Here is a 19,244-nt window from a genome sequence, read left to right as displayed (position 1 = left end):
GGAATTCGTCATAAAAACTGAAGGAGGCTGCAATTGAGTGCTTTAGATTGGATCATGCTATTTGCCATCGGGGCGATTTGGCTGATCCTCATGGTGAACGTCATTTTGGTTGTCGCGGGCTATTTTGAGTATATGAAGATGACGCAACAACCAGAACCGTCTTTGCCGCCCACACCGCCAATGGTTTCCGTTATGGTGCCAGCGCACAATGAAGGCGTGGTGATTGTCAAAACCGTTGAATCCTTGTTGCGATTTGATTATCCCCAGGATCGTTATGAAATCATTGTGATTAATGATAATTCTTCTGATAATTCCGCGGCGTTACTTCGCGATTTGCAACATCGGTATCCAGATCGGCAGTTGCATGTGATCAACACAGATGCCGTGACAGGCGGTAAGGGAAAGTCTAACGCGTTGAATATTGGGCTGACCAAGGCACAGGGGTCGGTGTTAGCCATTTATGATGCCGATAACACGCCAGAATTCGGTGCTTTGCGAATTTTGGTGAGTGAACTGATGGCGGACGATGGATTAGGCGCGGTGATTGGTAAGTTTCGTACGCGCAACAAGCAGGCGACATGGTTAACTCGTTTCATCAACATTGAGACCTTGTCGTTTCAGTGGATGGCTCAGGCTGGTCGGCAACATTTGTTTGGCTTATGCACGATCCCCGGCACCAATTATGTCGTTCGCCGCAGCCTGATTGACAAAATCGGCGGTTGGGATGTCAAGGCACTAGCCGAGGACACGGAGATCAGTTTTCATGTCTATATGAACGGCGCCCGGATCAAATTTCAACCCAAAGCCGTGACCTGGGAACAGGAACCACAGACACTCGATGTGTGGTTTCATCAGCGGACACGGTGGGTCAAAGGTAATATTTACGTTATTTTAAAAAATAGCGCCTTACTTTTTCAAAAACGCGGTCGACCGATCCGGTTTGACCTCATTTACTTTCTCTCGATTTATTTTCTGCTCATGACGTCGCTTGTTCTGTCCGATGCGGTTTTTATTCTGTCAACTGCCGGCTGGGCGCATGTTGGACTGAAGGGTTTCTCCACCGGTCTGTGGCTGCTGGCGATCTTGTTATTCATCGTTAGTACCTTCATTACGATCTCCACAGAAAAAGGCGAAATGACAGTCGGTAATGTCGGGATCATCGGGTTAATGTATATCACTTACAGTCAGTTATGGCTGGCAGTCGCACTTTATGGAATGGTGGCGTATATTCGTGAACAACTTTTTCATCAACAGGCTCACTGGTATAAGACAAAACGGTATCAATAAATGGTTCTTATACTTGCTAGCCGTCCTGTGTTTTTTCTTTGTCAAGCCGTTGCCGGTGCAAGCAGCAACGCAAACTTTTACCGAACCGTTTCAAAATGTCGCGACTAGTCAGTCTGGTCAAGGCATTCGAACGGACATGTATTTTGTCAAAATGGGATATTGGCAAGTCGAAACAGCCAAACTTAATCTGAACTTTCAGGTGAGTCAGTTGGCAGATCGGACCCTATCTGATTTGACGGTGGCCATTAATGGGGTTAAATTTGCCTCTTTTCGACCGGATAACACGAGTGGGTTACAAACTCACAGTATTGATGTTCCGGTGAATTTAATTCAAGGCAGTAATCAACTAACCGTCCAAGGCCAAGTGCTAACGACGGATCAGGGGACAGTCGAAAAGACCCAGACGCCTGCTAACTGGTTAACGGTTTATCCACAAAGTAATTTGAATTTTACCTATACGCTAGATGAGCCTGAGCCGGCGATTAAGTCGTTTTATCAGCATTTTAGTGGTCAAGATACTATAGCCAAAGGACAGGCGGGCATTGCCGTTCCGAAAGCGCCGAGCAACTCGGAATTAGCTGCCGCTACATACGCTTTGGCGGGTTATGCACGGGTTTTGAGCAATGCGGAAGAAGCAATTGCGATTGCCCCAAGTGATAGTGAGACCTTAGCTAATCGTCCTTACCAAATGGTGGTAGCTCGTTACGACCATTTGCCAAGCGCAGTTAAGCAGCAGATCCAAACTCGTGATCTGAATCGCGGGGCTGTCCTGCAGACAGTTTATACAAACGGTCGCTACCAATTGATAGTTACTGCCAAAACGGACACGTTACTTGTGAAAGCGGCACGATTTGTGGCCAATCAGGAACTGATGCAGGAAACTAAAGCAACGAAAAAAATCATCACGGCAAAAACCCAGACTTTTTCTAGTTCGCTTCAGGATTTCGGGAACCATTACGCGCTGAGCCCAACGGATACAACCCTTACTGGTAGCGGACATCAGCAGGCAGTCTTTTTCGTGAAGCTGCCAATGGATCGCACCAATGCTGATGGCAGCCAAATTAAATTGAATTTGCGGTATGCCAAGAATCTCGATTTTTCCCGGTCATTAGTGACGGCTTCTGTGGACGATCGACCTATTGGGAGTTGGCGATTGACGCAAGCGGGTGCTAATGGCAAAACAATTACGTTAACCGTGCCCAAGAACATGCCGCTTGCAAATGCGGTGACAATCCGCATCGCCGTCGATTTGGCGTTACCGGGCACGACCACGACGACCAATGACCAGACGCCATGGGCTACGATTGGTGAAGCCTCGGAATTTCGGGTTAAGTCAAAGCCACAAACCAGTCAGCTTTTTCGAAACTACCCGACGATGTTCCTCAAGCAAGGGGCGTTCGATCATGTAGCGGTGGTTCGCCCGGCCCAAATGACGAACACAGATTTTAAAACGTTGACGAATATTGTGAACTTGCTTGGCAGTTTTGCTAAACGGAATACTGGCACCATCACCTATTATGATCAAGCGCCAAGTGAAGCAGTCTTAGCTGCCAACAATGTCATTGCTTTTGGCAGTCCCAAAGCCACGCGATTGGTTCAAACGTTAAACCCCAAGCTTTATTTTCGCTACAATGGTAATTTTACGCGGCTAGTGGCCAACGAAAAGCTCAGTATTGAAAGTGCTTATGGCAAAACGCTAGGTACGGCGCAATTGCTGCGCTCGCCGTATAATGCTGCCAAAACCATGCTAGTTGTGACTGGAGCCACGGCTGACGCCACCTTTTTAGGGTCGACGCAAATGGTAACCCAGCCACAAATTAAGGCATATCGTGGTGACTTGATTGCAGTGGATCCGGATAATCAGCATTACGACTATCGCTTTAAAAAACAAGCGATAACCAGTACCGGATCATCCGTTACCAAACAGTTGCTTCAGAAACGGACGCTGGTCATTTTCTTAACGGTTGCTGCGGTGATGCTGGTATTGTTGCTGGCAGCACTGATTTTCTTGTTACGAAAGTATGGCACACGGGCACAGGAGAAGGGGATAACGAATGAAAAGCAAAACCGCTGAGCTTGGTCTGCGGACCGATTTGAACTTGCTAGCATTCCTGTTTCTGACAGCAGTTACTGCGGTGTTCATGGCATTGACATCTGATCAGGTCTTGCTTAACACTGTCTATCTTGGTATCAGTATTTTTCTTTTATTGGCAACCTACTTTTGGGGATTGACGGCGGGGCTAGTATTGAATCTACTGTTCATTTTTGCACAGGGCACATGGATGGTGTATACCGACCTTTTAGCCGGACACCCAGCACCGCTAGCGTTGATTTTTTGGTTGATCATGCCGGTTTTGTTCAGTGTCTCCTTTTACGGTCTGGTTCAAAAAACACTGACGTTGCAACATCGGAATCAGGAGTTGATCAATCGGGTTCAGCAATTCGGCAGTTTTGACGAACGAACTCGGTTGCGAACGTTGGTGGCTTATCAACAAGATGGCGCCGTCTACATGGATACTTCCCGCCGTTATCACTTACCGGTTAGCACCATTGCCTTAAAATTGCGCTACGAAGGTGAGTTGCGCCGGCTAATGACAACAGCGCAGTTTAATGAGCTGATTCAAATTGTTTCACAGGCGCTTACAGCTTCAACGCGGACGAATGACATGGTTTATTTGATTGATCGGACCCATCCGACTTGGGCTGTGTTGCTATACACTGATCGCGCAGGGGCCACCATTGCGGCTAAGCGTATTCGCAGCCAGTTTGCCAAATCGCTGGCCGCGCAACCCGGTATGCCGGATGTGGCTGTTACGTTGCAACTCGGCATTGCCGATATGCGCGATGATGGGATCAAGACGCCGGCAGATCTGATTCATCAAGCAGAAAAAGCAACGGAATATGATGTTTGATCTGTCATTGATAGCTTATGGATATTAACGCCGGTTATAACAGGGAGTTTTTTGCCTGCACTTTTTTCACAAGTATTAGTTGTGAAGAAGGTGCTTTTTTTGGTGGGCTCGAGCCTGTGCGGTTAGCAATCGGAGTGTAAGCGGCCTGCCGAGGTTTGGCCACTGCGCTTAAGGTCTTTAAGCGCAGATTGCTGGGCTGACGAACACGTTATAGGAAGTAAGATCAAACTTGCAAATCGTCCAGAGTAGAAAGTCGTATTCTGTGTTCACAACTCATAACTGATATAAATACCCTGTCTTTGCGTCACGACTACGCATTTTCAAAGTCATCATTGAATAACAGTTGTATAAACCCATTTTTCGATAAAACATTGCTTGACACGCGTGAGAATGAGTTACATACTCATGTTGTTAGCTGGCTAACAATATGAGGAGGATGGCTTTTGAATTTTGACTTTACTGATCGCCCGGATGAACATCGGCTTGACCTAATGCGCAAAGTTTATCCCGATGTTGACACTCAATCAGTCTTGACTTTTCTGAATTTTCGCACTTGCTTCAGAGCGGTTGCCAATGACTATCAACAGGTTCTAGATCAATTTGGGTTGTCGGAATCACGCTTTTTGATCTTAATGTTCCTGTACCATCAACAACCGCAAGCTTTAAGTATTACTGTCTTAGCTGAAAAGCTCGGGGCAACTAAAGCAACCACGAGTAAATTAGTTCGAGGCATGGTCGCAAGTGGCTTGGTTGAGAAGACGACGACCGCAGCTGATAAACGCGCTTCTTTAATTCGGATGACAACAGAAGGGGCGACGTTACTTGACCGGTTTTTACCGGTGAATTATCAAACGGTTAATCGGCTCTTTGCCAACCTAACCCATGATGAACAAATACAACTCAACCGATTACTCGATAAATTACTGCTCGGGACCAAGTACCCCATATACCCTCAGAAAGGGGCACATCATGATGGAACAAGCTAAAATTGATTTTTTAAGAACCTACTTAAGTCTTTACATTGATCACTTCACAGTTCTTCATGCGTTACAGGCTGGTGACCAAACATATGAAGTTCTGGATGTTCGTAATGCACCGACGCAAGCCAAAAAGGTACAAATCAAAGGTGCCCGCGCCATGCCGGCAAAAGATCTTGTCACTAAATTGGACCAACTCGACCAGCAAAAAACCTATGTGGTGTATGACTGGACTAGCGGCACTACTTTGGGCAAACAAGCCTTGTTGATCTTGCTTTCGCATGGGTTTAAGGCATTTGAGTTGGCAGGTGCGTTGGAAGGATGGCAAGGGATGAACCTACCAGTTGAACCAGCACATTAAGAATGACTCAGTGGCAATATTAACGGCGTAACAGTCATCGGACTTTGTTGCACCATTGAATCAAGTACGGCAAGGGGAGGTGTCACTCATTCCTTTTGCCGTATTTTTGGATTTCGAACAACATAAGAATGCAAAAATCGGCATTTCGATTACAAATCAGGGTCATTGTTTCTTTGCAGTATGGTTCGCATGAATTTGGCTTGGTGTATTGGCTATCTTGAAATTAAGCCGAGGACAGTATGCCATGTTCGGCCCGAATCCGGTTTCTTTTTTAATGCCAACAACGGTACAATTAAGTTGACATTATATGATAGGAGATGGCACTGTGAAAAATTTCCGATTTCAAAACGCCACCGATATTCGCTTTGGTACCGGCCGGCTTGATACTGAGTTACATGATGCCGTGAGTCGCTTTGGTTCACGTGTTCTTTTCGTTTATGGCGGTCATTCCATCAAAAAGTCCGGCTTGTATGATACCGTTAAGGGGCTTTTAGCAGACTTAGACGTTACCGAACTGGCTGGTATTGAGCCCAACCCTAAAATTGCCTCGATTCGTGAAGGTCAACAGTTGGCAAAGCAACACGATATTGACGTGGTGCTTGCAGTTGGCGGCGGTTCGGTGATTGACGCTGCTAAAGTCATTGCCAGTGCCAAATTCTATGACGGTGACCCGTGGGACTTGGTGAAGGATCGCGGGATAACGCGGCACAAGTTGCAGCAGGTACCGGTTGTTGATATTTTAACGTTGGCGGCAACAGGTAGTGAAATGAACAGCGGCTCCGTGATTTCTAATCCGGCAACCCATGAAAAGTTGGGTACCACTGGCCCGAATACCCCCGCCATTTCGTTTCTTGACCCGAGCTTGACCTATACTGTCCCAGTACGGCAAACGGCGGCTGGTTCAATGGACATCCTTAGTCATTTGATCGAACAATATTTTGATCGTTCGAAAAATAATGACGCCAGCAAAGGGATGATGGAAGGTCTAATGCGTACTGTTATTAAGTGGGCACCTATCGCCGTTAAAGAGCCGCATAATCCGGATGCCCGCGCCAACTTGATGTGGAGTGCGACCATGGCATTGAATGGTCTTGTGAGCGTGGCCAACGAAAATGGTTGGACGGTTCACAGTTTGGAGCATGAGCTATCAGCCTACTATGACATTACGCATGGCGTTGGCCTCGGCATTTTAACACCGCGCTGGATGGAGTTTATTTTGACCAAAGATCCGACCACCGCGGAAATGTTTGCGCGATTCGGACGGCATGTTTGGGACCTTGAAGGAGACGAAACATACGCGGTTGCCCAAGCAGCAATCGACGCAACGTTTGACTGGATTCAGCATTTAGGCTTCCCGATGACCTTACCGGAAGTCGGAATTGCCGATGAAGCGCATTTTGACGCGATGGCAACAGCGGCTGTGGCCAATGCCAGTCTGGAAACCCGCGCGTATGTGCCATTATCTGAAGAAGACGTCAAAGCGATTTATCAAGCGTCCATGACGAATGGCCTGACAGCTTAGTTAAGTCGCTAATTGAGGGATAGGATTAAAAAGGAGGAATTGATTGGTGACGCAACCCATTCTTGAACATGATTCGGTTGCTTTTCAGGCGGCGCGTAATGCGGAGAATCAACTTTGGCTTGATTTTCACTTAAAACCGAAAACGCGATGGCTTAAAATCGCACCCACGGAGTCAGCAGAAGCAAATTTGCGTGTCCGCGTCTTAGAATTTGGTCACGGGGATCCGGTACTCATGATCCCTGGCAATACCGGCGATCCGTATGAATTAGCGCCATTGTTGCCGCAATTAGCTGGTTATCATCTATTTGTGCTCGCACTACCAGGCAGTGGGTTAAGTGACGGCTTTGATTACGAACAGGTCAAGGTGCATGACTTTGCGGTTGAATTGATCGGCCAAGTCATGGATCAGCTTGATTTGAAAACAGTGCCGATCATTGCCCACTCGCTGGCCGCACACTGGGCAACCTGGTTTGCACTGCCTTATCCGGAACGAGTGGATCAGCTCATTTTGCTAGGCAATCCGGGCCGGATGCTGATGACCAGTACACCGGCACCGTTAAAACCGGCCTTAAATCCGGTCTTGAGTCGCTGGTTTATGAAACGCCAGATCCCGAAATCAGCCAAGCGCGCCTGGGGACCGCTTCATCGCATGGGGACAGATCCGGCCGCCGTGAGCGCACTGCCGCAAAGCTTTGCTGATTGTGTTCATGCGTTTACACATTTACCGCATTATCAATTAACCAGCTTGTCGTTATTACGCAGCATGTATCGGTCAAAAGAATCCAACGTCTTGCCGGAACGGTATTTACGGCAGCTAACGGTACCCATGAGTTTAATCTGGGGAACCAACGACCCATTTGCCAACCCTGAATTGGGTCAGGAGATCGCCGCTGTCGTCCAGCATGGTGAATTAACAACGATCAACGGTGCGGGCCATGAACCGTGGATAGATGACCCGGAAAAAGTCGGAACCATTGTGCGGCTGAAACTAAAAGACAGTGAACTACGCGCTGCCGTCAGCCGCCATTAGCGGTAAAAAGACTTAACCGAACTTAAATCGAAAAAGCGGCTATCCCAAGGCGGATGGCCGTTTTTATGTGAGCGCGAGCCAGCGCGGTTAGAAGTCGGAGTGTAAGCGGCCTTAAGCGCGATGGCCCGGTCTTTGGCCATTGCGCTTAAGGTCCTTACACGCAGACTTCTGCGCTGGGGAGCGCGTTATAGAAAGTGAGCAAAAACGGCGCAGTTAGAAATCCACGTATCAGGTAGTGTTTTCCAAACGACTACCATCGTTCCAACAACACAGCACCAGATATTATCATCTTCAAGTTGAAACCGATTTGCCGTCATGATCAGCCAACTGTCATTCACCAAATTAGTTGTGGGTGGCTCGTCAATCGATCGTTCGCAGATAAAATTTAATAAATAAATTTTCTGCATATTTTATCAGTTTATGGCAACCCTTAAATCCCTTAACAATATTATCTGAGACCGCATTCATTCAGGAATATCAATATTCTCACAAATGAATAATGACGAAAAAGGTTTGACAATCAAAACAGTTCTGCATATGCTTTGAACATCCAATTAATCTGGTTGGACAAAAACCGGCAACCAGTGATGACGGTTCAACGCGAAAATATCGCACAACTGCTTTTAGACATTTTCGCGACTGTCACCATCTGAGGCCGCGGTTAAAGAGGAGGCGAGGCTATGACAACTTTGGATACCTCAACCATCCAAACGCTAATCCCAAATCGTTACCCGCTCTTTTACATTGATCGGGTGACCGAATTAGTACCGGATGAATCGATTGTCGCAGAGAAATACGTGAGCGTGGCAGAAGATCATCTGGTTGCGTATCTACCCGGTGAGTTAACCATGCCGCCAACGCTGATTATTGAAACGCTAGCGCAGGCAGCATCGATTTTGATTCTGAAGTCACCGAAGTTTGCCGGCAAAACTGCTTATCTGGCAAGTATCGGCAAAACAGAATTCCTTAAACCCGTTCCAACTGGCAGTGTGCTGACACTGGCAGTCAAGATGGGTAAGGTTCGGGCGAATATGGGGGTGGTCACAACGACCGCCAGTATCGGTGAAGAGCTTGTCTGCCACGCAGAATTGCATTTTGTGGTAGAAGCAAATGCTTAGTCCACTTGACAGGCTTTTTTTTTCAACTGATACTTTGAGTATCAAATCAGTTGTACACGGAGGCACACCAATGTCCCAAAAGCCAAGCGTCAAGCGGATAAACGATAAGCTCATTCGCGTTTATTCGGATATTTTACGAATGGAAGAAGAGGAACTACGTAAAAGTCAGTTCCGGGATTTAGGCATTAAAGAAATGCATACCATTGATGCGATTGGTATTCATGCGACCCCTAGCTCTAGTGATGTTGCCAAGAAGCTGCATGTGACCCAAGGCACTTTAAGCTTCGCCATTAACAATCTGGCGCGCAAAGGCTATGTTGAACGGTTGCATCTAGAGTCGGATAAACGGGTTGTGAACCTGCGACTCAGCCGCAAGGGACGACTCATGTATCGGGCGCATCTTGCTTTTCACCAAAAAATGGTTGCCAGTTTTGTTAAGGGATTTACCGAACCGCAAATCGAGCTAATCGAACGCGCGCTAGATAATCTCAATGAATTTATTGACGAATATCGTCATTAGAAAGAAGGCCCCGTCTTGGAGATTCTGGCCAGTGCTTACTCGGTGCCAGCCACGCGCATTGAAAACGAGCAGTTACGAGAATTTATGGACACATCGGATGAATGGATCAGAGAACGCACGGGGATTCAAACCCGGCATGTGGTCACTGACCAGCGTAACTTTGATTTAGCCTATGATGTCGCCCAACAATTGTTAGAAAAATCGACGGTCACCGCCGATCAGCTCGATTTCATCATCGTGGCGACCATGAGCCCGGACTACGCCACCCCGGCCGAGGCTAATCGCCTGCAAGCAGCTTTAAATGCGAATCACGCATTTGCGTTTAATCTCAATGTTGCTTGCGCCGGTTTTGAATATGCGCTGCATGTCGCTGATCGGCTGATGACCAGTCCCACCGTTCATCAAGGACTGGTGATCGGGAGTGAAGTCCTTTCCCGGTTAGTTGATTGGCATGATCGGCGCACAGCAGTTTTGTTCGCTGATGGAGCTGGCGGCGTTTTGGTTAGTGATCAAGGCGCCCCGGTTCAAGCAGTTGATTTAAAGAGTTTCGGTGATACCGAGATGGTGTTGTTGGCTGGGGAGCAAGCAAATCAAAGCCCCTTTGCCGATGCACAAGCGCAACCGTCGCCATATTTCAAAATGAATGGGCGCGCGGTTTACCAGTTTGCCATTAGCGAAGTACCTCGCTCGATCAATCGGGCTTTGGAACAAGCTAATCTGACAACAGATGACATTGACTGGTTTTTGCTTCATCAAGCGAATGCGCGCATTGTTCAATCAGTGAATAAAAAGTTGAAAGTCGCGGAAGCAAAATTTCCGATCAATATTGATGAGTATGGTAACACCAGCGCAGCCAGCGTCCCGATTCTGTTGGCACAGTTGGCAGAAAGCGGTCAGTTAAAACGCGGCCAGAAAATAGTGCTTAGCGGTTTTGGCGGCGGCTTGTCTGTTGGCTCACTTATCATGACTTACTAACTAACGGTTACAATTGACAGACCAATGAAACGGTCAAAACTTAACACTCAAAGGAGAACATATAAACATGACTAACGAAGAAGTATTGCCTAAGGTACAAAGTATTATTGCTGACCAATTGGACAAGAAGCCGGAAGAAGTAACCTTGACGACGAACTTCAAGAACGATCTGGATGCAGATAGCTTGGATATTTTCGAAATCATCAACGAAATCGAAGACGAATTCGACGTTAAGATCGATACTGACGAAAGCATTGAAACGGTTTCAGATCTGGTTACGTTTATCACTGAAAAGGCTGAAGCTTAAGACACTGGAGAGGAGTGGGCCAATGAGTCCATTAATGGAACGTTTAGGCGTTAAATATCCGCTTTTTCAAGGCGGCATGGCGTGGGTCGCTGACGGCAAATTAGCTGCGTCGGTTTCTGAAGCTGGCGGTCTTGGTATCATTGGCTCCGGTCATGCACCTGCTTCATGGGTTAAGGAACAGATCGAAGTTGCAAAATCAATGACCGACAAGGCATTCGGTGTCAACGTGATGTTACTATCACCGTTTGTCGAACAGGTCATTGATGTGATTGTCGATGCCAAAGTTGCCTTGGTAACAACCGGCGCCGGCGATCCTAGCCGCTATCTGGAACGGCTCCAGCAAAACGGCACCGTGGTCATGCCGGTTGTGCCGTCAGTTGCGATGGCTAAGCGCATGGCTCGTGACGGCGTTGATGGTGTGATCGCTGAAGGCATGGAATCCGGTGGTCATATCGGTAGTATCACCACGATGGCCCTAGTGCCGCAAGTGGTTGATGCCGTTGATATTCCGGTCGTTGCAGCTGGCGGTATTGGCGATGGTCGCGGTGTTGCGGCTGCGCTTAGTTTAGGTGCAGTTGGTGTCCAAATGGGGACCCGCTTTTTAACCTCAACCTCAAGCCGCATTCATCAAAACTACAAAGACGCTGTGATTAAAGCAAAAGACGTTGATACCCTTGTTACCGGTATGTATGTCGGTCATGCAGCCCGCGTCTTGAAGAACCCGATGAGCCGCAATTATCTCAAACTGGAAAAAGAAATTGCGCTTTCTGGCACCACTGATTTTACAGCGGTGGAAGAATTAGGTAATGGTAGTTTGCGTAAAGCCGTTCTAGAAGGCGATCGCGACCATGGATCCTTTATGGCAGGCGAAATTGCCGGATTAGTGAAACGCGAAGAAAGCAGCAAGGATATTGTTGAAGAAGTCATGCAGCAGGCAAAAGAAATTGTCGCCGGCTCGAAAATGGCGGCTTTGCTCACTAGTCAGGTTGACGTGCAAGCGTAACCCAAACGCAGGCAAGGAGGTACCACTTTTTGCAATTTGCTTATGTGTTTAACGGCCAAGGTGCCGAGGTCCCCGGAATGGGGATTGATTTTTACCAGAATACTTTGATATTCAAAGAGATTATTGATCGTGCCGATGCCGTTTTGGACTTTGACTTGCCAGAGTTTTTGGCTAACGGTGATTTTGCGGCCCATCCGGATTACCTACAGCCGGCCTTAGTTGCTTATAGTGTGGCCATGCATGAGGTTGCCTCAGCAGAGTTGCCGCCGGAAGCTGCTTTAGCCGGCTTGAGTCTGGGCGAATATAGCGCATTAATCGCAGGTGGCGGGTTGAGCTTAGAATCAGGACTTGAGCTCGTTGCAGCCCGTGGTAAAGCGATGGCCGACGCGTGTCAAGAACAACCAGGCGGCATGCTGGCGGTGATGAGCGGCGATGAGTCCATCATCAAAACAGCTTGTCAGCAGGCAGAACATGTTTGGCCAGCTAATTACAATGGTCCGAAGCAAACGGTTTTGGCAGGGACACATGATGACTTGGCAACGGTTGAAAAGTGGCTGACAGACCAAGGTGTCCGCGCCATTCCTTTGCAAGTTGCCGGGGGCTTTCATAGTCCGTTAATGGCAAGTGCACAACCACCATTACAAGCAGCACTGGCAGCGGCTCATGTCTTTGAACCAGTGATTCCGGTCATTAGTACGACGGCACTTAAGCCATTTTCGGCTAGCAACATCCGACCGGTATTAGCGGCGCAAGTAGCCGAACCGACGAAGTTTGCTACCGTGATCGCACAACTGAAAGCACAAGGCGTTGATACGATTGTTGAATTAGGTCCGAAACCGGTGCTTAGTAAAATGATTAAACGCATTGACCGCAAGATGACAACCTACCTGATTCGTGATGCAGCAAGTCTCAATGAGGTAGCCGATTTGAATAACGGAGTGAAGGCAGATTGAAACTAACTGATAAAACCGCGATCATCACCGGTGCCTCACGAGGTATCGGTGAAGCGATTGCCAGAAATTTTGCTCAAGCAGGGGCCAACTTGGTCTTGAATGCGCGGCATGAATTTCCGGAAACTTTGATCAAAGAATTAGAAGACTATGGCCACGGTGTTGTGACCGTGCTGGGCAGTGTGGATGATCCCACAACCGGTGATCAATTGGTCGCCGCTGCCTTGGACCAGTTTGGCAGCGTGGATGTGTTGGTTAATAATGCCGGCATTACCGACGATATGTTGGCGATGCGCATGAAACCCGATTCTTTTGCCAAGGTCGTTCAGGTTAACTTGGATGGAACCTTTTATGTTACCCAACCGGCCTTCAAGAAAATGCTAAAGGCGCGCGCTGGCGTCATCATCAATCTGGCCAGTGTGGTCGGTTTGACCGGTAATATCGGCCAAGCCAATTATGCGGCAAGTAAAGCAGGCATCATCGGGCTAACTAAGACGCTGGCTCGTGAAGGGGCTATGCGTGGCGTGCGCGTTAATGCCATTGCCCCAGGGATGATCGCCACCGATATGACCGCCGCTTTGAGCCAATCCAGTCAGGACCAGATTCTAGCGGAGATTCCGTTGAAGCGGTTCGGACAACCTGAAGAAATTGCCCACACGGCCCGTTTTCTGGTCGAAAATGCCTACATAACCGGTCAGACAGTGACTGTCGCCGGCGGATTAGGTTAAGTACATGAACGGAGGAATGACATTGCAACGAGTAGTCGTAACCGGAATGGGTACTGTGAATCCGCTGGGCCATTCAGTCGCCGAAACTGTGGCGACGATGGACGCTGGCAAGGTCGGCATCCAGCCAATCACCAAGTTTGATGCTGAAAAAACCGGAATCACAGTCGCTGGTGAAGTCAAAGATTTCAAACCCGAAGAACGGATGAGCAAACGCCTAAGTAAACGGATGGATCTGTTTACCCAATATGGTCTCTATAGCGCCATTGAAGCATATGAACAATCCGGTCTAACTGAAGATGCGGTCGATTCAGATCGAGTGGGCGTTATTTTCGGTTCCGGGATTGGTGGTTTGACAACCATTCAGGAACAAGTGACGAAGATGTATGTAAAAGGCCCGGATCGCGTGAGTCCGCTGTTCGTGCCGGAAGCCATCAGTAACATGGTTGCAGGGACAATTTCCCATTACTTTGGTACGCATGGTCCCAGCTATGTTGTCGTAACGGCATGTGCTTCAGCTACGAATGCGATTGGCGAAGCAGCGATGCGGATTCAAGCCGGTAAAGCCGATGTTGTGATTACAGGCGGCGCCGAAGCTTCAGTTAACGAAATCGGAATTGCCGGTTTTGCTGCGCTTTCCGCATTGTCCAAAAATACCGATCCAACCAAGGCCAGCCTGCCATTTGCGGCTGACCGGAATGGTTTCGTTTTGGGCGAAGGCGGCGGTGCATTGATTCTCGAAAGCCTAGAGCATGCACAAAAACGCGGCGCCAAGATTTTAGGTGAAGTGGTTGGCTATGGTGCTACCAGTGATGCCTATCATATGACGGCGCCTGATCCAAGTGGCTCTCAGGCGGCACGTGCGATGCAGTTGGCCGTTGAAGAAGCCGGCATTAAGCCAAGTGAAGTCGGCTACATTAATGCCCATGGGACAGCAACCAAAGCCAATGACGCGATGGAAAGTAAAGCCATCCATGATCTTTTCGGCGACGATGTGTTGGTTAGCTCAACCAAGGCACTGACAGGACATCTGCTAGGTGCTGCTGGGGCCATCGAAGCGATCATGACGCTAAGTGCCTTACAAAGCGGCCGGTTGCCAATGAATGTGGTGGATGCGGCTCAAGACGAGGATTGCCCGGTCACGCTGGTTAATCGCGACAATCGTGATACATCAGTCGATTATGCATTGAGTAACTCCTTTGGCTTTGGCGGTCATAATGCCGTTTTGGCCTTCAAAAGGTGGTGAGTGTCATGGACACCAAAATGATCGAAGTTTTGATCAAACAGTTGGAGCAAAGTTCGCTGCACGAGCTGGAACTGACACTTGGTAACGACTCGCTACATTTGGTCAAAGCAAGCCCTGCTGCCGCGTCTGCACCTGTGACCCCGGCTCCGGAAAATACGGCAGCGACACCTGTCACGCCGGTACCGGACAAGCCACAAGCGGATGAAGGCACAGCGGTCAAAGCGCCACTGGTCGGAATCGTTTATCTGGCTCCTAAACCAGGCGCTGATCCGTACTTTCAAGTCGGCGATCACGTAAAAAAAGGTGACGTTGTCTGCATCATCGAATCCATGAAAATGATGAATGAGATTAAAAGTACTGTTAGCGGCACGGTTAAGGCGGTTAAAGTCGATAACGAAAGCTTAGTTGAATACGACCAGCCGTTGCTCATCGTACAAGAAGACAAAGCGTAAACCGAGTCGCATTCCGGCTCCATAAACACGTTTTAGGAGGATAGCATTCATGCTCGAAACCAAAAAGACACTTGAAGCACAAGAAATTCAGGCGATTTTGCCACATCGGTATCCCATGTTGATGATTGACCGGGTACTGGATCTCAAACCCGGCGAATCTGTGGTTGCACAAAAGAACGTTTCTATCAATGAACAGATTTTTCAAGGGCATTTTCCCGGTAACCCGATTTTCCCGGGCGTTTTGCAGATCGAAGCGATGGCGCAAGCAGGGGCAATTGCTTTGCTTTCGATGCCGGACTTTAAAGGTAAAACAGCTTATCTCGGCGGCATTAAGAAAGCCAAGTTCCGTCACATGGTACGCCCCGGCGATGTTTTGCGCATCGAAGTCACTTTAGAGAAATTGATCGACAATGCCGGCTTAGGAAAAGGCAAGGTTTACGTCGGCGAAGATATGGCTTGCAGTGCCGAACTTGTCTTTGCAATTGGCTAAATCGACCCGATTCAGACTCGTGTAAGGAAGTGGAACTGTGTTCAAAAAAGTACTCGTTGCCAACCGTGGCGAGATTGCGGTCCGCATCATTCAAACGTTGCGGGAAATGGGCATCACCTCGGTGGCGGTGTTTTCGAACGCCGATCGCCACAGCCTACATGTCTTGCTGGCGGATGAAGCGATTTGTATCGGTGGTCCGCGGGCAACCGATTCTTATCTGAATATGCGCAATGTCGTGAGTGCCGCCATTTTAAGCGGTGCGGAGGCGGTGCACCCGGGTTTTGGTTTCTTGTCCGAAAATGCCGAATTTGCCAAGTTGGTGACTGATGCCGGGTTAGCCTTCATCGGGCCCAAGCCGACTGCCATTGAGCAAATGGGTGATAAAGCCGTTGCCCGTCAAACGATGATTGATATTGGTGTGCCGGTGATCCCTGGCAGCCGGCCGCTTCAGGATGTCGATACAGCATTGGCGGCTGCACAGGCGATTGGCTATCCGCTGATGCTTAAAGCCAGTGCTGGCGGTGGCGGTAAAGGTATTCGTAAATTGGCGACTGCCGATGACCTGACAGCCGAATTTGCCGGGGCGCAGGCAGAAGCCCAAGCCGCATTCGGTGATCCCACGATGTACCTGGAAAAGGTGATTGTCCCGGCTAAGCACGTTGAGGTTCAGGTGTTGCGCGATCAGCAAGGACACGTGAGCGTTTTTCCCGAGCGTGATTGCAGCCTGCAACGTCACAGTCAGAAAATGATCGAAGAAAGTCCCTGCCCGGTGTTAACGTCACCGGAGCGGGCTAAGCTGTTGCATTTAGCCGAAACAATTGCTGACGGCGTTGATTACCTCAATGCCGGAACGATTGAATTCCTAATGGATCAGCAGCATCATTTTTATTTCATGGAGATGAATACGCGGATTCAGGTTGAACATCCGATCACGGAAATGGTGACCGGCGTGGATTTGGTTCAGGCACAATTGCGCATTGCGGCAGGCGAAGACGTGGAACTGACCACGCCGGAACCATCCGGCGTTGCCATTGAATGCCGACTCAATGCCGAAGATCCGGATCATCAGTTTATGCCCGATGTCGGGACGCTGGAACAATTACGCTTTCCGACTGGCGGACTGGGTTTGCGCGTCGATACCGGCGTGGCGCCAGGCGATAAAATCAGCCCGTACTATGATGCGATGATTGCCAAGATTATCGTTCATGGCCAAACGCGTCAGTCGGCCTTGGCTAAAATGCACCGAGCCCTGACAGAGTTAGACGTTCAAGGGGTCAAAACCAACCGCGACTTTGCACTGGCACTTTTCCAGGCACCCAAGGTATTGGCTGGAGAAGCTGATACGGCTTATCTCAACCGTGACTTTTTGCCACAATGGCAGGATGAAAGGAAGGATGCTGCATGTTCCAACCACAACTAACCCAAGAAGCACTTGCTCGTGAGGCGGCTTTGCCTGAAAACTTATGGATTCAATGTCCATACTGCAAGCAAGGCAGTTATCGTGAAAGTCTCGGCGATGCTCAGGTTTGTCCGCATTGCCATTATGGATTCCGCATCACGGCCAAAAAACGGTTAGCACTGGTAGCGACAGATGCAACGGAATGGGATGCGGATTTAACCACGACCGACCCGCTGGATTTTCCGGGTTATGAGAAGAAACTAGCCGCGGGACATCAGGCGTCTGGTTTAAAAGACAGCGTTTGGACCGGTCAGGCGAAAATCGGCGGACAGGTATGCGGTCTCGGTATTATGGATCCTAAGTTTATGATGGGTTCACTCGGAACCGTGACTGGTGAACGGATCACACGTTTGTTTGAAAAAGCAACCGAAGCAAATCTGCCAGTCGTTCTATACTGCGCAAGCGGGGGTGCACGGATGCAAGAAGGCATTCATTCACTGATGCAAATGGCTAAGGTCAGTGCGGCTGTGAAGAATCACAGCAATGCCGGCTTATTGTTCATCAGCGTGCTCACCGATCCAACCATGGGCGGCGTCACAGCCAGCTTTGCCATGCAAGGCGATATCACACTAGCAGAACCCCACAGCCTCATCGGATTCGCCGGCCGCCGCGTCATCGAACAAACCATCAACCAAAAGCTCCCGCAAAACTTCCAACGCGCCGAAACCGTCCTCCAAAGCGGCTTCATCGACGCCATCGTGAAGAGAAGCGAACAAGCGGATTATATCGGGGAACTGTTACAAATGCACAGAGCGTGAACAGGCCCGCTTAGAAACCGGAGCGTAAGTGGCCCTGAGCCCTAAATGGCCGGTCTTTGGCCATTTAGGCTCAGGGTCCTCACGTGCAGGTTTCTGGGCCTGTGAACGCGTTTCAGCATCGGAGAATGTCCCCAACCGAAACAAAAGTGACTTTCCCGAGCCAGCCGGTCTTTGGCCATTTAGGCTAGAGGCCCATACACGCAGATTTCTGTAACTGTGAACGCATTTCAGCATCGGAAAACATCCCCACCAGCACCAACACGAAGCAAGGAGGTACCCTGGCATGCCCAAAAAAGAAACATCCGCCTACGCCACCGTTCAAGCGGCGCGCGCCCCACGTCCCTATACCACCCGCGAACTCATCAACGGCTTAGTCACCAATTTTCATGAATTACATGGTGATCGGTCCAGTCATGATGATCCGGCTGTCATTGGCGGCATCGGTTGGTTGGATGACCAAGCGGTAACTGTGATTGCGACCGATAAAGGCAATGACTTGACAGAACGGTTGCAGACCCATTTTGGCAGTCCGGAGCCTTGGGGTTATCGCAAGGCGTTGCGGCTTATGAAACAGGCGGCGAAGTTTCATCGTCCGATTGTCACGCTGATTAATACCCCTGGTGCCTATCCAGGTAAAGAAGCAGAGGCAAATGGGCAAGGGGCAGCGATTGCAGACTTGCTCGTCACGTGCGCCGATTTGCCAACGCCGATTTTAGCGATATTGGTTGGCGAAGGCGGATCAGGCGGGGCACTGGCGCTGGCGTTTGGTGATGAAGTCTGGATGACAGATAAAAGCATGTACAGCATCTTGTCACCAGAAGGCTTTGCGGCGATTTTGTGGAAAGATTCCAGCCGCGCCAAAGAAGCGGCTGAAGTCATGCAACTGACCCCGCGGGATTTGTTGGCTAAAAAAGTCTGTGATCGGATAATTACGGATACCGGTACCGACTTCCCCAGCGCACTCAAAGCCGAGGTTAAGCCAAAGTTGGCGACCCTTATGGCATTGGATCCGCAGACACTGGTTACCCAGCGTCAAGCCCGCTTCCGAAAATTTTAATGAAAGCGGCAACACACCGTCCATTTCATTGGCGGTGTTTTTTCTTTGGTCAAAAAGCTTTATAATTACGGTTGTAACTTTTCAAAACGGAGGTC

At 49.1% G+C, this 19,244-nt stretch carries 20 protein-coding genes; all 20 read left to right on the top strand.

Annotated elements, in window-relative coordinates:
- The first annotated feature begins 54 nt into the window (after window positions 1–54).
- Window positions 55–1,287: a glycosyltransferase family 2 protein gene (locus EL173_RS10935; RefSeq protein ID WP_032956022.1), complete on the top strand. Its 1,233-nt coding sequence runs from the start codon at window positions 55–57 to the stop codon at window positions 1,285–1,287.
- A complete protein-coding gene (locus EL173_RS10930) occupies window positions 1,232–3,361 on the top strand; it encodes a cellulose biosynthesis cyclic di-GMP-binding regulatory protein BcsB (RefSeq protein ID WP_005692658.1) in 2,130 nt (709 codons plus the stop codon). Before EL173_RS10935 ends, EL173_RS10930 begins: the two co-directional genes overlap by 56 nt.
- On the top strand, window positions 3,342–4,199 hold the full coding sequence (locus EL173_RS10925) for a GGDEF domain-containing protein (protein WP_005692660.1): 858 nt from the start codon (window positions 3,342–3,344) through the stop codon (window positions 4,197–4,199). The genes EL173_RS10930 and EL173_RS10925 overlap by 20 nt, the downstream gene beginning before the upstream one ends.
- Before the next feature lie 443 nt (window positions 4,200–4,642).
- Window positions 4,643–5,185, top strand: coding sequence for a MarR family winged helix-turn-helix transcriptional regulator (locus tag EL173_RS10920; RefSeq protein WP_014571495.1), 543 nt, complete (start codon window positions 4,643–4,645; stop codon window positions 5,183–5,185).
- Window positions 5,172–5,537: a rhodanese-like domain-containing protein gene (locus tag EL173_RS10915; protein ID WP_005714686.1), complete on the top strand. Its 366-nt coding sequence runs from the start codon at window positions 5,172–5,174 to the stop codon at window positions 5,535–5,537. The genes EL173_RS10920 and EL173_RS10915 overlap by 14 nt, the downstream gene beginning before the upstream one ends.
- Window positions 5,538–5,862: 325 nt before the next feature.
- On the top strand, window positions 5,863–7,059 hold the full coding sequence (locus tag EL173_RS10910; protein ID WP_014571493.1) for an iron-containing alcohol dehydrogenase: 1,197 nt from the start codon (window positions 5,863–5,865) through the stop codon (window positions 7,057–7,059).
- 46 nt (window positions 7,060–7,105) lie between these two features.
- Window positions 7,106–8,089, top strand: a complete 984-nt coding sequence (locus EL173_RS10905) for an alpha/beta fold hydrolase (protein WP_005692670.1) — start codon at window positions 7,106–7,108, stop codon at window positions 8,087–8,089.
- Window positions 8,090–8,769: 680 nt separating this feature from the next.
- On the top strand, window positions 8,770–9,207 hold the full coding sequence (locus tag EL173_RS10890; RefSeq protein ID WP_005684751.1) for a 3-hydroxyacyl-ACP dehydratase FabZ family protein: 438 nt from the start codon (window positions 8,770–8,772) through the stop codon (window positions 9,205–9,207).
- 70 nt (window positions 9,208–9,277) lie between these two features.
- Entirely contained in the window at window positions 9,278–9,727 is a 450-nt protein-coding gene (locus tag EL173_RS10885) for a MarR family winged helix-turn-helix transcriptional regulator (protein ID WP_019728479.1), read from the top strand.
- A 15-nt stretch (window positions 9,728–9,742) separates the two neighbouring features.
- Window positions 9,743–10,702 (top strand): beta-ketoacyl-ACP synthase III, encoded by a 960-nt coding sequence (locus tag EL173_RS10880; RefSeq protein ID WP_005692677.1) that lies wholly within the window; start codon window positions 9,743–9,745, stop codon window positions 10,700–10,702.
- A gap of 67 nt (window positions 10,703–10,769) precedes the next feature.
- Complete coding sequence (acpP, locus tag EL173_RS10875; RefSeq protein WP_005684756.1) at window positions 10,770–11,009, top strand: acyl carrier protein; 240 nt, start codon at window positions 10,770–10,772, stop codon at window positions 11,007–11,009.
- Between the two features lie 22 nt (window positions 11,010–11,031).
- Entirely contained in the window at window positions 11,032–12,012 is a 981-nt protein-coding gene (locus EL173_RS10870; RefSeq protein WP_005684757.1) for a nitronate monooxygenase, read from the top strand.
- A 29-nt stretch (window positions 12,013–12,041) separates the two neighbouring features.
- Entirely contained in the window at window positions 12,042–12,965 is a 924-nt protein-coding gene (locus EL173_RS10865; protein WP_064522054.1) for an ACP S-malonyltransferase, read from the top strand.
- Window positions 12,962–13,690, top strand: coding sequence for a 3-oxoacyl-ACP reductase family protein (locus tag EL173_RS10860; RefSeq protein ID WP_005692682.1), 729 nt, complete (start codon window positions 12,962–12,964; stop codon window positions 13,688–13,690). The genes EL173_RS10865 and EL173_RS10860 overlap by 4 nt, the downstream gene beginning before the upstream one ends.
- Before the next feature lie 22 nt (window positions 13,691–13,712).
- Entirely contained in the window at window positions 13,713–14,933 is a 1,221-nt protein-coding gene (fabF, locus tag EL173_RS10855) for a beta-ketoacyl-ACP synthase II (protein WP_014571488.1), read from the top strand.
- Window positions 14,934–14,938: 5 nt separating this feature from the next.
- Window positions 14,939–15,385: an acetyl-CoA carboxylase biotin carboxyl carrier protein gene (gene accB / locus EL173_RS10850; RefSeq protein WP_005692684.1), complete on the top strand. Its 447-nt coding sequence runs from the start codon at window positions 14,939–14,941 to the stop codon at window positions 15,383–15,385.
- Window positions 15,386–15,434: 49 nt separating this feature from the next.
- A complete protein-coding gene (gene fabZ, locus EL173_RS10845; protein WP_005684766.1) occupies window positions 15,435–15,875 on the top strand; it encodes a 3-hydroxyacyl-ACP dehydratase FabZ in 441 nt (146 codons plus the stop codon).
- 37 nt (window positions 15,876–15,912) lie between these two features.
- Window positions 15,913–17,295, top strand: a complete 1,383-nt coding sequence (locus EL173_RS10840) for an acetyl-CoA carboxylase biotin carboxylase subunit (protein ID WP_005692686.1) — start codon at window positions 15,913–15,915, stop codon at window positions 17,293–17,295.
- A complete protein-coding gene (locus tag EL173_RS10835) occupies window positions 17,277–18,092 on the top strand; it encodes an acetyl-CoA carboxylase carboxyltransferase subunit beta (RefSeq protein ID WP_005692688.1) in 816 nt (271 codons plus the stop codon). The genes EL173_RS10840 and EL173_RS10835 overlap by 19 nt, the downstream gene beginning before the upstream one ends.
- Before the next feature lie 232 nt (window positions 18,093–18,324).
- Window positions 18,325–19,149 (top strand): acetyl-CoA carboxylase carboxyltransferase subunit alpha, encoded by an 825-nt coding sequence (accA, locus tag EL173_RS10825; RefSeq protein WP_223391038.1) that lies wholly within the window; start codon window positions 18,325–18,327, stop codon window positions 19,147–19,149.
- Window positions 19,150–19,244: the final 95 nt, after the last annotated feature.

The organism is Lacticaseibacillus rhamnosus (assembly GCF_900636965.1).
Taxonomy (GTDB): Bacteria; Bacillota; Bacilli; order Lactobacillales; family Lactobacillaceae; genus Lacticaseibacillus; species Lacticaseibacillus rhamnosus.
This window is presented reverse-complemented; position numbering and strand designations above follow the sequence as displayed.